Below are 12943 nucleotides of genomic sequence, written 5' to 3' on the forward strand. Positions count from 1 at the left end.
TAATTGTAAGAATTTTCTTTAAATTAATCTTTTTACATAAGGTAGGAATATGATTAATCCAATAATAACAGAAATGATCGCATAAATGAGAACAGATCCAGCTGCAATATCTTTTGCCTTCTTGGCCAAGGGGTGGAATTCAATTGTAACTAAATCCACCACTTTTTCAACTGCTGTATTCATCAATTCAATTGAAAACATTCCACCAATTAAAAGAAGAATAACCATCCATTCCACCCTTGTGATTTGGAAAAGAAAGCCACAAATCACGACAATGATTGAACACAATAAATGTATTTGTAAATTGCGTTCCGAAAAAAATGCTTCACGCAAGCCTTGAAAAGCAAACGAAAAGCTTTTGATAAAGCGAGTCCATCTACTTTTACCGTTCAAGTCCATACGCCTCTAGGATTTCCTTTTGTCTTGAAAACATTTTACTCTCATCCTCTTTTGTCATATGGTCATAGCCAAGTAAATGCAAGAAACCATGGACGGCAAGGAAACCTAATTCCCTCGCAAAAGAATGCCCATAATCCTCGGCCTGCTCCCTTGCCCTTGGGATTGAAATGATGATATCTCCTAAAAGCTTAGGTATGTCTTCACCGATAATCGCAATTTCTCCTTCACCCATCTCTTCCATGGCAAAGGATATAACATCTGTAGGCTGATCTTTGTCACGGTATTCCCGATTAATTTCTTGAATCCTATCATTGTCAACAAATGTAATCGAAACCTCTGTTCCTTCTTTTACGCCTTCTTTTTCAGCAGTTAAAAAAAGTAGTTCTCTCACTAATTTACATTCTTCTTCTTTTACTTCTCCAATTTCATCATTAAAATCAATTTCTAATCTCATGCTTCTTTCACCTTCTGTTTTGTAGCCTCCGCAGGGTATTCTATCCTTGAGTGGAAGATTCCCTTGAGTGATTCACATAATGTTTTCGCAACGATATCAAGCTCTTTAAGCGTGATGTCACATTCATCAAATTGCCCGTCCTGTAATCGATCGGCAATAATATTATTTACCAACGACTCAATTTTTTGTGGAGTTGGATTTGATAGTGAACGTACCGCTGCTTCAACACTATCTGCAATTCCAATAACGGAAGCCTCTTTTGTTTGTGCTTTAGGTCCCTCATATCTAAAATCAGATTCAAGAATTTCTCGATCACTTTGTTGCTTAGCTTTATGATAAAAATATTTTAGCAATGTTGTCCCATGATGTTGCTCAGCTATATCGACAATTTCTTTCGGCATTTTAAATTTTCTTAATGTCTCTGCGCCATCTGTGGCATGTGCTGTAATAATTGTTTTACTAAGCTGAGGTGCAATTTTATCATGTGGGTTTTCAATATTCATCTGATTTTCAATAAAAAAATGTGGTCGTTTTGTTTTTCCAATATCATGATAATACGATGCAACTCTTGCTAATAAACCGTTCGCTCCAATTGCTTCACAAGCAGACTCTGACAAATTAGCCACCATGACACTATGATGATAAGTACCTGGTGCTTCCGTTAAAATTTTTCGTAATAACGGATGATTTGGGTTAGATAATTCGATTAATTTCATTGTTGAAAGAATGTTAAATCCAGCTTCAAAGAACGGCAGTAGCCCTATTGTTAAAACAGCAGCTATAATACCAGATAAAACTGCCATAATGATGGATGAACCATAATCCAAGCTTGAATAACTACCATTTTGTAAAAGCATGATCGAAAAGATGACAATAATATTAATCAAAGCAACAAATAGCCCTGCTTGGAGTATCTTCCCTCTACGATTATGCTTACTTAAAAACAACACGCCAGCTAAGCACCCAAATAAAAAGTAAATCCCGGCTGTGAAATTAAGTGTACCTGTCACACCCTGGTTAAAGATAATACTTCCACAAACGGCAAAAATCATGCTTGAAAGGATCGCGACTTTTTCATTAATCAATAATTTTATTAACATTGCCCCCATAGCCACTGGAACAATATAACCTATATCAGAGTAATCAATTTGTTGGAATATACTTATGCCCTTCATTAATAGAATGGTTATAGTAAAGACAATCGCAAAGATTAATAAATAAATATTACGATGGCGATCAGTCGGTATTTCATTATAAAAATGATAGACGAGTACACCAATAACTAATACAATAATTAATGCCAATCCAATAAATGGCTGAATTGGGTTATTCGTGTTCGTCATACCTAAAAGCTCTAGTTGTCGATAAATATCCCTGGTAATTAATTGTCCTTCCTCTACGATAATTTGACCTTGAAGAATTTTTACTGGCTCTACTGCTTCTATTGCTTGTTGGCGTTTTTCTTCTGTAGCCTCTACATCATAATAAACGTTTTGAACGACTGCAAAACGAGCCATTTCACGCATCGGCTCTCGTAGCGCAGCATCGACACTAGAATAACGTAATTCCTCCACCACTTTATTTTTTGCATTTTCCACTTCGGATGAAGGAATACGAGTGTTCATTACATTATTAACAGCTGTAATAACCGCATCTTTTGCACGGGATAATTGCTCAGGAGAAGCCGTTAATAAAGCGGTAAAAACATCGTCCGGGATTCGATTTGTTAAATCCTGTGGCAGCTTTGTTTTTAACATCTGTAACTTTTCTGAAGCTGTCAATGGTTTAGGTTCTTCCCCTCGATCTTCTTCTGTGAGACTTTCCCATTCTTTCAATTTAGAATTAAACACATCTGATGCTTCATTATTCGTTTCTTCAATGGAGTCAAAAATGGAAATGGCCAGATCCACTTGATTATCTGCGTATTCGGATTTGAGTGTGAAAACATCCTCTACTTCCTTTACTGCTGCATCCTGTTTTGCCTTTGTGGCAATTTTATCTTCAATTGTTAATGGAGAACGAATTGTCTGTTCAGATGGATGTAGAATCTCTAAATGTAAAACTTCCGGTTTAACATTACTATACATAACCAAAAACATGATTCCTGCAAGGAGGATATAAATCAAAATATGTAGGTATTGAATGTTTTTAATAGCGCTCAATCTATTTTTTAATTTTGCTGTTTTCCCCATTTCTTGAACCTCCTTTTCTAAGGCTTATTTTACCAGTTCCTTTAATGATAAAAAAGACCCATTCCATGTGGGTCTTTTACTTCTGATCAGCCTCAGCTTTTTCATACGCTTCAATAATACGTGCTACAAGAGGGTGACGTACAACATCAGACTGTTCCAAAAAGATAAAGGCAGAACCATATACATCCTTCAGGATATTCATTACTTCATGTAAGCCTGATTTGACTCCTTTAGGTAAGTCGATTTGCGAAATATCGCCTGTTATGACCATTTTAGAGCCAAAACCTAAACGCGTCAAAAACATCTTCATTTGGGCCAATGTGGTATTTTGCGCTTCATCCAAGATGACGAAAGCATCGTCAAGTGTACGCCCTCTCATATAGGCTAATGGGGCAATTTCAATTATTCCTCGTTCCATTAAACGTTCGGTATGCTCAGCACCAAGCACATCGTGTAGTCCATCATATAGAGGTCGTAAATATGGATCAACCTTTTCTTTTAAGTCTCCGGGTAAAAATCCTAGGCTTTCACCGGCTTCAACGGCTGGACGGGTTAAAATAATTCGTTTAACCTGCCCATTTTTCAGGGCGTTAACAGCCATAACAACTGCCAAATAAGTCTTACCAGTACCTGCAGGACCAATGCCAAATACTAAATCATGCTGCTTAATGGCAGCCACGTATTGACGTTGTCCGTGTGTTTTCACACGAATGGATTTTCCTTTTGCCGTTTTTGTAATCTCTTCATCATATAATTCTTCAAACGAATCTAATTTCCCGCTTTTTGCCATTTGAATACAGTAAATAACATCCCGTTCACTTACACGTATGCCTTTTCGAATCACTCCAAGAAGCTTTTCAATAATTTCCTCAACAAGCTGGACATTTGTTGGGTCGCCTGAGACATGAAGCGTCTCACCTCTTGTGATGATTGAAACATTTAATTCTTCTTCAATTCTTTTAAGATGGAGATCATTGTTTCCAAATAAAACAATGGCCTCGTTTGGATTTTCTAGTTGATGTTTACTCATTACTAAATCTTCTGACATCCTTTAGTCTCCTTGAACTAATGGTATCGTAGTGACGATATTCTCAATTACATTATATTTTATTTCCAATTTTACTTTACCATTGTTAATGGTTTGACGCAAAACTTTTTCTTCTTTAATTTCAGCATCACTGTCTAATTGCTGCTCTAATGTGTTTCTCCCGATATCCTTTGCGACCTCAATAGCCTCATTGTCTGTGTATGTTCTAGTGATTTTTTCACTTTCTCTAATTGTCTCTTTTTCATATGCAACTGGAAGTTCCCAATTAAAGAATTTGATATGCCTTTCATCCAACTCTGATTGAAATTCCTTATATTCAATCTTTCCAAATCCCCAAATCGGAATACGTAAATTTCCTAAAGAGATATAATGTTTTATTTTATTATGCCCAGTTAGTACATCAAGTTTCGTTGTAATATCTACCGTAACCTCAGACTTGTACCAAGTTTCACCAAAAATTTTTCCGCGTGCAGGTACATATACTTCTTCGCCTTCTTTCCCAATTTTACCACTAACTAGCAGATCCCCTTTTTTAACAAAATCATTTTCAGCTACAACAGGCCTACCTTCTTCCACAATCAGTTTCTTAATAATCGCTTTTTTATTGGCCACAAGATTCCTTGGACTATACTGTTCTGGAGGTTCTGGCTGATTTTTTTCAACAACCTCAAAATGATAGGTCGTCCCATTTAATTCCACACCTATCCAAGTAATATCATTAATGGCATCTTCTAAATGACGTTGCAACGATTCATTATCTTCAATGAAAAATTGCAGTTTACCTCTTTCCACTCCAAGTTTTTTTAATTCTTGAATAATGCGGTGCTCGGTTTCAGGTTTAGCCCCTTTCACCTCTATACCCCAAACCATATTTGATAAAATTGTCACAATGATGAAAAAGGAAATTGCTCCAATTAAAAATCCACTATTGTATAGAGCTTTTTGAACGAGAAATGGTAAGCCTTTTTTTCCAATGAATCGTAGTTTACAATCATTTTTACGAACAACTCTTCTTATTTTTTTTATATCTTTTAAATACATAGAGAAGCTCAGGCTATGGGTACCCGGCTTCTTCACTTCCCATACTACAATCCCTTGTCTTACACATTCATTTACAAAACGTTCTGTCCCTTTTCCTGTAATAACAGCCTTAACACTCCCACTAAAAAAGTGCATCCAATGGTTTTTCATGCTTATCCCCCTAGTGTTTCATGTTTCATTTCTCGATATATTGGACATGTTCAATCTTTCCCTCGAGCATTATCTCCTCAGGTAAAATGGTTTTAATGACAAATGCTTTACCTCTAATTAGAAGTTGTCCCTGTTTCAGTAATAACCGTACTTCTTTATCTGAAAAGGTTAATAATCCACGATGATTTTCTATGTAAATATGTAATTGGCCAATCATAGTTATTCTTGGAAGATCCATCATGACGTCAGCAGGAAGTTCCATCTTGTTTGTGATCCATCTTTTCATGCGCTGTCCTAGGTTTTTAGGCATAACAAAGAACCCCCTTTCAACTCATGTTTATGAGTAAAAGGGGGTTCATAGAACATATTTTATCTAGGAGTACTATCTCCGTAAACAAATATTAACGACGGGTTTGGTACGGTCTTTTTGCTCTTGGAGGGCCAAGAATTTCGGACCAAATAATCCCTTCAACGACCTTATTTTTCGAAAAGCTTCTGACAGACTTATGTTCTGAAGTAGCTGCTAATGGTTTAATAACCGTTTGAATTCGTTCTTCGTCCTGTGATGTTTCTTTGTAAGTTCCCTTTTCTTGGAGCTCTTGAAAACGTTCATAAAACGTATTTGGAACATGTGAATCAGAAACCATCTCAGGAGCAGGTTCTATATAATCATACTTTGTCTCAGCCTGATAATCTTCTTTTTCAGGTTTTGGTTCTTGGTCAAATGGATTAAACTGCTTCGGCAGTGGTATTTGAGTCGTAGGCTCTTTATTACCACTCGCAAAACGTTTAAACGCATTAATAAAAAATCCAAATATGACAATCAAAATCAAGGGATTTGACATAATAAAGTCAATAAAGGCTTTTATAGGTGAATCCAACGTGTAAACCTCCTTTCAAGTTTTGAGGTTTATGCATGATTATTATTTTTGATCTTCATCATCGGTAAGTGTGCTTTTACCAATAGAATTTCTCATATCAGTGTCAGCCATGATATTTTTTAGATTTGTATAATCAAGTACACCAAGGTTACCAGAACGTAATGCTTCTGCCATTGCTAAAGGTACTTCAGCCTCGGCTTCCACAACCTTCGCTTTCATTTCTTCTACACGAGCGCGCATTTCTTGTTCACTAGCAACCGCCATTGCACGGCGTTCTTCAGCCTTCGCTTGGGCAATTTTCTTGTCAGCTTCAGCTTGGTCTGTTTGAAGCACGGCACCTATATTTCTACCGATATCAATATCTGCAATATCAATAGATAGGATTTCAAATGCAGTACCTGCATCTAGCCCTTTTGCTAAAACGGTTTGAGATATCATATCAGGATTTTCAAGAACCTTTTTATGGTCCGTTTGAGAACCGATTGTACTTACAATACCCTCACCTACACGGGCAATAACAGTTTCTTCCCCTGCACCCCCGACTAAACGATCAATATTGGCACGAACGGTGATACGCGTTTTTGCTTTTACTTCAATTCCATCCATCGCAACACCTGAAATAAACGGCGTTTCGATAACCTTAGGGTTAACACTCATTTGCACAGCTTCTAACACGTCACGCCCTGCTAAGTCGATTGCAGCTGCTCTTTCAAATGTTAAATCAATGTTTGCACGTTGTGCTGCGATTAACGCATTTACAACTCGGTCAACATTACCACCTGCTAAATAATGACTTTCCAGCTGGTTTGTATGAAGTTGTAATCCTGCTTTTTGAGCCTTAATTAACGGAATAATGACACGGTTCGGGATAACCCGACGTAACCTCATCCCGATTAGTGTAAAGATACTTACACGGACACCAGCAGCCAGTGCTGAAATCCATAGTGCAACTGGCACAAATGTAAATAGTACAGCTAGTAAGATAATAGCAAGTGCAACTAAGATTAAAATGGTGATCATACCTGTTGGCATTCTTTTTCCTCCTACTTGTTTTTATTTATTAATATCAGGAACTTCCCGAACAACGATTCGAGAACCTTCTGTTTTAATAACTTCTACTCTGGTATTTCTTTCAATGTAGTTACCCTGTGTGACAACATCTAGTCTTTCATCATTGATGATGGCAGTACCAGAAGGTCTCAATGTTGTTAAGGCAATACCTTGTTTTCCAATTAAATCATCACGGTTTTTATTTGAAACATACCCACTCTCAGAATTGGTAGAATCAAAAAGGATAATCTTTTTAAATACATGAAGTTTCTTCCCAAATATTTTCACTAAAATAATCGATACTACAATTGTAGCTACTAAGGCTACTAATAGTGAAATGCTAATTACCATCATACTGCTCCCTGCTAAGAAAAAGCTCGTTAAAATTGCTCCTAATCCAATCAAGCCTATTATCCCCCCAGGTAAAACAAACTCCAGTAAAATTAAAACAATTCCTACTACAAAAAGAATAATGGACTCCAGACCTGCTAGTCCTGCTACTAAATGCCCATAGAAAAAGAGTAACAGCGCTGATATCCCCATTATACCAGGAATACCAAAACCAGGAGAGTATAGTTCAACAACTAATCCTAAACTTCCAATCGTTAAAAGAATCGAAACAACAATTGGATTTGTAATAAAGCGTGCGATTTTTTCAGCAAGGCTAAGTTCAGCTTGTTCAACAGCAGCTTTTTCGAAGCCTAGTGTCTTTAATAAATCCGCTCTATCCTTTACAACCCCTTCAGCATAACCTACTTGAAGTGCCTGTTTGGCTGTTAAGGTAAGGAATTTCCCTTTTTCTGCACCTAGCTCTGGGAGATCAATCTCTTTGTCTGCCATCGCTAAAGCATATATTGGATCACGACCATTGTTTTCAGCAGCACCTTTCATGGCTGACAACCAGTAGGAAACAGCTTTTTCATCTGCCGTATTCCCTGCTTGGTCAATAATCCCAGCTGCTCCCATTCTACCATTATCAGACATATAGATTTTATCAGCATTTAACGCAATAAAAGCACCCGCTGAGATAGCATCGTTATTGACATATGCTACTGTAGGAATAGTTGATTCTTGGATTCGTTTACCGATTTTTGTTGCTGCATCAACTGCCCCACCAGGGGTATTGATTTCAAAAATGATAACGTCTGCTCCTTTATTCTCAGCGTCTGTAATAGATCGGTCGATAAAAGCACTTAATCCTTTTTCGACTGTTTCTTCTAATGGTATGATGTACACCACTTGGTCTGCAGCACTGGAGCTCTTAATTGGCATTAGTGTGAGAATGAACGGCAAGAGAATAATGGAAAGATATAAAAGGACTCTCCACTTTTTCAAGGCATTCCCCCCTCTCTATTCATTTTTCGTCATGATAGTATGTAATACGTTTGACATGTGCACCAGGTTTCATATATTTCATGTTTTTATGTAAACTTTTTGTTGGTAATAGTTACCTATATGCGTGTATGTATTTAGTGAGGAGACGGTTATGGGGTACACTTTACCATTGTGCTTATCATTTCCTCGTAAAGAAAAGGTTCTAAGTCAAATGTTGGGGTTTTAGGCTACCGCGCTTCGCTTGGTGGCCTCAATAAAAAATGATGGATGGTACCATTCATCATTTTTTATTGAGGAGAATGCCCCCAACTTGGTTAACCAATATGTACCCCTATTCTTTTATACTTGTGTGTTAATAAAATTTTAGCCCTAAAGCGTTCAAACACTCTAAATCCATAAGCATTTCGCTTTAAAACTTTGGTGGAATTATTAATTCCCTCTAGAAATCCATTTGAATATTCATAGGCAAAGCTATTTAATACTTCAACTTGCCAATTTTGTATGGTCTTTATGGCTTTAATCATCTCAGGTATCTTTGAATCCTCAATAAACTTATATAATTCTTCTAATTCTTTTTTAACCAAACTAATCTGGCTTTTTCCATTTACTTTGGCCCGTAAAAACCAAGAACGATAAGCCTCTTTGATTTCATATGCTCTTCTGAGTTCATTAGACATTTCCAAGTATCGCTCTAAATGCCAACGTTCATCCCTAGTTAAGCGCTGGCTATCTTTATGAAATACATGTTTCATACGTTTACACTTTTTTCGGTCGTATCCATGAAACTCATTTTGTATTCGGCGTCTTACTCCATCAAGCCCCCAATAAATGTAACGACAAAAATGAAACCTATCAGCTACAATAACGGGTTTACCCAATGCCTCTTGAACGGCTGCTTTAAAGGAATGATTCATATCCATTATGACTATTTGAACCCCAGATCCATGCTTTCTCAAGTAGTCCTTAATCGTACGTTTATAGCGATTTGGTAAAATATCAATCGGTTCTTTTGTAATCCCATCCGCAATGATTAACTGATATTTCCCTTCCCGGGTATCACCTTTGTATTCATCAATGGCTATAACATTTGGTAGCTCTTCCACAGGACGAATTTCGCTTCGGGATATTTGATCGAATCTACGTATGATGGTTGAAGGAGAACATCCATAGATCTCGGCCGTTTCCTTGAACGTTTTTCCTTTAATCGCTTTTATCGATATTGCTTGATTCCACTCTATTGAAGTACGCTGATAACGCATGACAAAAGGGTTTTTCTCCGAAAAACGTTTTCCACACTCACAGACATAACGTCTACGCTTATAAAAGATTTGAGTTTTTCTTTCAAACCACTTTAAGTGTTGAATTTTTTGTACACGATAGTCATGAACCTTATTCGTTCTTTGATTACATTTGGGGCACCGGTTTACTTTTCGTTCCATTTCAACATACAGTCGCACTACTTCACCGACTTCTTCAACATTGGTTAGGATAGACCCTTTTAATCCAGGAATAATCATGGTAAAATCCATATTGCACGCAACTCCATTCTTTACACTTGTTTCTAGTCAATTCAAGTATAAAAGAATGAAGAGTTTGCGTGTTTTTTTATGCACACAAATTTTTTCTAAACCCCAACAAATATTATAGAGCCAAAGAAAAAACACCTTACGCGATGTAAGGTGCTTTTGTTAAGATAATTGCTGTTGAACAAGTTTGTTGACGAGACCACCGTCAGCCTTGCCTTTTACCTTTGGCATGATAGCAGCCATCACTTTGCCCATGTCAGCCTTTGAAGAAGCATTGACCTCTTGTACTGTTTCTTTGACAATCTCAACAAGATCCTCTTCAGATAATTGTTCTGGAAGGTATACCTCTAATATCTCAATTTCAGTCTGAATTTTATTAACAAGATCTTCACGACCAGCGTTACTAAATTCGCGGAGGGAATCTTTTCGTTGTTTTAGTTCACGAGTAAGAACTGTTAACTCTGCTTCCTCTGATAGTTCACTGGTACCCAGCTTAATGCCTTCATTTTGAAGAGCAGCCTTTACCATTCGAATAACAGATAGCCTATCTTTTTCTTTATTCTTCATCGCTGTTTTCATATCATTATTTAAACGCTCGAGAAGACTCATAAAACTACACCCTCTTTTAGTATTTGCGCTTTCTAGCAGCTTCAGATTTCTTCTTACGCTTTACGCTAGGCTTCTCATAGAATTCGCGCTTTCTAGCTTCTTGAATCGTACCTGATTTAGATACAGTTCTTTTGAAGCGGCGAAGAGCATCTTCAAGCGATTCGTTTTTACGAACGACCGTTTTTGACATTCTAATTCCCTCCCTCCGAAAACAACCACTAACTCTAATTAAGACACATGTTCTATTTCATTCTCTAAGTGTCGATCGAAAAAAATCGTCGAAAAAATAAACATGTACTTTGCAATTATAATATATGCACGATTTTTGGTCAACTGTAATTCACAATCGTATCACTAGAAATCATGTCTTCACTACTAGTTTTAATAATTTTTTTTGCTGTTATTCCTGTTAAATCCTCTTTTTTGTTAACTAATTAACATTTTCATTTATTCTGATCGTGCTAAGTTAAAAAAATTGAAGTTGTCATTTTCACATATCCTTGTCCATACAATGTGATAGGGGTGAGAAATGCATGATTGAACTTATATCGTTATTTGCTGTATTTATTGCGATCTTTCTATTCGGTATGACCGTGATGAGGACAGGCCTTTATAATCTAACCGGAGATAAGCTAAAAGTTTGGCTGATTCGTTTTACTGATAATCCAATAAAGGGATTATTAACTGGGATGATTATTACAGCCATTATCCACAGTAGTTCTGCTGTTATGGTGCTTGTAGTAGGGTTAATTGCTACAGGTTATTTAACTTTTAGACAATCCATTGGAATCATTCTTGGGACCAATATCGGAACAACCTTTACCGCGGAAATGATAACCTTTGATATTTTTGAATGGATTGTTCCAATTTTAATTTTAGGCTTTTTATGTTTACTTATCAGTAATCAACAGGTATTTAGCTTTGGTGCTTTTTTATTCGGGTTAGGATGCATGTTTGTGGCGATGAATGGATTTGAGCAGCTTGCGAGGCCCATCTCACAATTCCCGTCTATCCATACTTTTTTTCAACATACAAATGAAAGCAGTATTTTTGGGGTTGGTGTAGGGACTATATTAACGTCTATCATCCAATCTAGTACCGCGACAACTGGAATCATTATGGGTTTTATGAACGAGCAGTTACTTACTTTAAATGCGGGGATTGCCGTTTTACTTGGAGCGAATATTGGAACATGTATTACAGCTTATATTGCGAGTCTTGGGAGTAGGCATGAAGCAAAGTTAGCGGCCTATGCCCATATTTGGGTCAATGTGCTCGGTGTCATTTTATTTTTTCCATTCATAAATGTACTTGGTCAAGTTGCAATGCTGCTCACATCGCACCCTGATGTTCAAATTGCCCATGTTAGCTTAATTTTTAATGTTCTTACCTCCCTACTGTTTTTACCTTTTGCCGGGGTCTTGACGAAATTTATTATGAAGATACACCGAGCTGTATAAAAGAAAAGCTGGCCTTTTAAGCCAGCTTTAACTGTATTAATAATCAGAAGATCCTGTTAGTCCATTAACAATTGCTACGCCTGAACTTGCACCAATTCTTGTAGCTCCTGCATCAATCATATCTTGAGTGCCTTTAGCGTCACGAACTCCGCCAGATGCTTTAACTCCGATTTCTGGTCCGACAGTTTTACGCATTAAACGAATGTCTTCCACTGTTGCTCCACCGGTCGAAAAACCTGTTGATGTTTTCACAAAATCAGCACCGGCTTTAACGGCAAGCTCACACGCCCTTACTTTCTCCTCATCTGTTAGCAAACATGTTTCAATGATAACTTTTGTAAGTGCTTTGCCTTTTGCCGCTTCCACAACTGCTCGGATGTCTTTTTCAACTAATTCGTCATTTTTATCCTTAAGGGCACCGATATTGATAACCATATCCACTTCTGTTGCACCTTTTTCAATAGCATCCTTTGTTTCAAATGCTTTTGTTTCTGGTGTACTAGCGCCTAATGGAAATCCGATAACCGTACAAACCTTCACTTCGGAATCTTTTAACAGGTTAGCCGCTGTTTCAACCCATGTTGGGTTTACACAAACAGACATGAACCCATATTCCTTTGCCTCTGCACAAAGTTTTTCAATTTGAGCTTTCGTTGTATCGGCTTTTAATGCTGTATGATCAATCAGTTTAGCAATGTTCGTCATTATGTATGTCTCCTTTTACTTTTTTAGTTGTACGTACCTCTAACATCATAACATTTGTTTTAGTGGGTGACTAGCACCTAAACAGTTTTATTA

At 37.1% G+C, this 12943-nt stretch carries 14 protein-coding genes; 1 reads left to right on the plus strand and 13 read right to left on the minus strand.

What is annotated here, in order from left to right; all coding sequences use genetic code 11:
* Positions 1 to 18: 18 nt before the first annotated feature.
* The 12 genes from RGU12_RS15840 to rpsU form a co-directional block, all read right to left on the minus strand.
* Complete coding sequence (locus tag RGU12_RS15840) at positions 19 to 399, minus strand: diacylglycerol kinase family protein (RefSeq protein ID WP_309536929.1); 381 nt, start codon at positions 397 to 399, stop codon at positions 19 to 21.
* Entirely contained in the window at positions 383 to 853 is a 471-nt protein-coding gene (gene ybeY / locus RGU12_RS15845; RefSeq protein WP_309536930.1) for an rRNA maturation RNase YbeY, read from the minus strand. The genes RGU12_RS15840 and ybeY overlap by 17 nt, the downstream gene beginning before the upstream one ends.
* Positions 850 to 3045: an HD family phosphohydrolase gene (locus RGU12_RS15850; RefSeq protein ID WP_309536931.1), complete on the minus strand. Its 2196-nt coding sequence runs from the start codon at positions 3043 to 3045 to the stop codon at positions 850 to 852. Before RGU12_RS15850 ends, ybeY begins: the two co-directional genes overlap by 4 nt.
* A gap of 76 nt (positions 3046 to 3121) precedes the next feature.
* The gene (locus RGU12_RS15855; protein WP_309536932.1) at positions 3122 to 4093 is read right to left on the minus strand and encodes a PhoH family protein; all 972 of its coding nucleotides are present in this window, start codon (positions 4091 to 4093) and stop codon (positions 3122 to 3124) included.
* 3 nt (positions 4094 to 4096) lie between these two features.
* The gene (gene yqfD / locus RGU12_RS15860; RefSeq protein ID WP_309536933.1) at positions 4097 to 5284 is read right to left on the minus strand and encodes a sporulation protein YqfD; all 1188 of its coding nucleotides are present in this window, start codon (positions 5282 to 5284) and stop codon (positions 4097 to 4099) included.
* A 25-nt stretch (positions 5285 to 5309) separates the two neighbouring features.
* Positions 5310 to 5594: a sporulation protein YqfC gene (yqfC, locus tag RGU12_RS15865; RefSeq protein WP_116351522.1), complete on the minus strand. Its 285-nt coding sequence runs from the start codon at positions 5592 to 5594 to the stop codon at positions 5310 to 5312.
* Between the two features lie 91 nt (positions 5595 to 5685).
* Positions 5686 to 6165 carry a YqfB family membrane protein gene (locus RGU12_RS15870; protein WP_309536934.1) on the minus strand — a complete coding sequence of 160 codons (480 nt, stop codon included), beginning with the start codon at positions 6163 to 6165 and terminating at the stop codon, positions 5686 to 5688.
* A 42-nt stretch (positions 6166 to 6207) separates the two neighbouring features.
* The gene (gene floA / locus RGU12_RS15875) at positions 6208 to 7197 is read right to left on the minus strand and encodes a flotillin-like protein FloA (RefSeq protein WP_116351524.1); all 990 of its coding nucleotides are present in this window, start codon (positions 7195 to 7197) and stop codon (positions 6208 to 6210) included.
* A gap of 21 nt (positions 7198 to 7218) precedes the next feature.
* Positions 7219 to 8550 (minus strand): NfeD family protein, encoded by a 1332-nt coding sequence (locus tag RGU12_RS15880; protein WP_309536935.1) that lies wholly within the window; start codon positions 8548 to 8550, stop codon positions 7219 to 7221.
* Between the two features lie 314 nt (positions 8551 to 8864).
* On the minus strand, positions 8865 to 10079 hold the full coding sequence (locus tag RGU12_RS15885) for an ISL3 family transposase (RefSeq protein WP_309534391.1): 1215 nt from the start codon (positions 10077 to 10079) through the stop codon (positions 8865 to 8867).
* 159 nt (positions 10080 to 10238) lie between these two features.
* Positions 10239 to 10685 carry a GatB/YqeY domain-containing protein gene (locus tag RGU12_RS15890; protein ID WP_309536936.1) on the minus strand — a complete coding sequence of 149 codons (447 nt, stop codon included), beginning with the start codon at positions 10683 to 10685 and terminating at the stop codon, positions 10239 to 10241.
* Between the two features lie 16 nt (positions 10686 to 10701).
* The gene (gene rpsU / locus RGU12_RS15895) at positions 10702 to 10875 is read right to left on the minus strand and encodes a 30S ribosomal protein S21 (protein ID WP_010678174.1); all 174 of its coding nucleotides are present in this window, start codon (positions 10873 to 10875) and stop codon (positions 10702 to 10704) included.
* Positions 10876 to 11218: 343 nt separating this feature from the next.
* Between rpsU and RGU12_RS15900 the strand changes: the two genes are divergently transcribed.
* On the plus strand, positions 11219 to 12145 hold the full coding sequence (locus RGU12_RS15900; protein WP_309536937.1) for a Na/Pi symporter: 927 nt from the start codon (positions 11219 to 11221) through the stop codon (positions 12143 to 12145).
* A gap of 36 nt (positions 12146 to 12181) precedes the next feature.
* Here RGU12_RS15900 and deoC read toward each other — a convergent pair whose 3' ends face one another.
* The gene (deoC, locus tag RGU12_RS15905) at positions 12182 to 12850 is read right to left on the minus strand and encodes a deoxyribose-phosphate aldolase (RefSeq protein WP_309536938.1); all 669 of its coding nucleotides are present in this window, start codon (positions 12848 to 12850) and stop codon (positions 12182 to 12184) included.
* Positions 12851 to 12943 lie beyond the last annotated feature (93 nt).

The sequence above is a fragment of the Ferdinandcohnia sp. QZ13 genome (assembly GCF_031324165.1).
Lineage (GTDB): Bacteria > Bacillota > Bacilli > Bacillales > Bacillaceae_L > Ferdinandcohnia.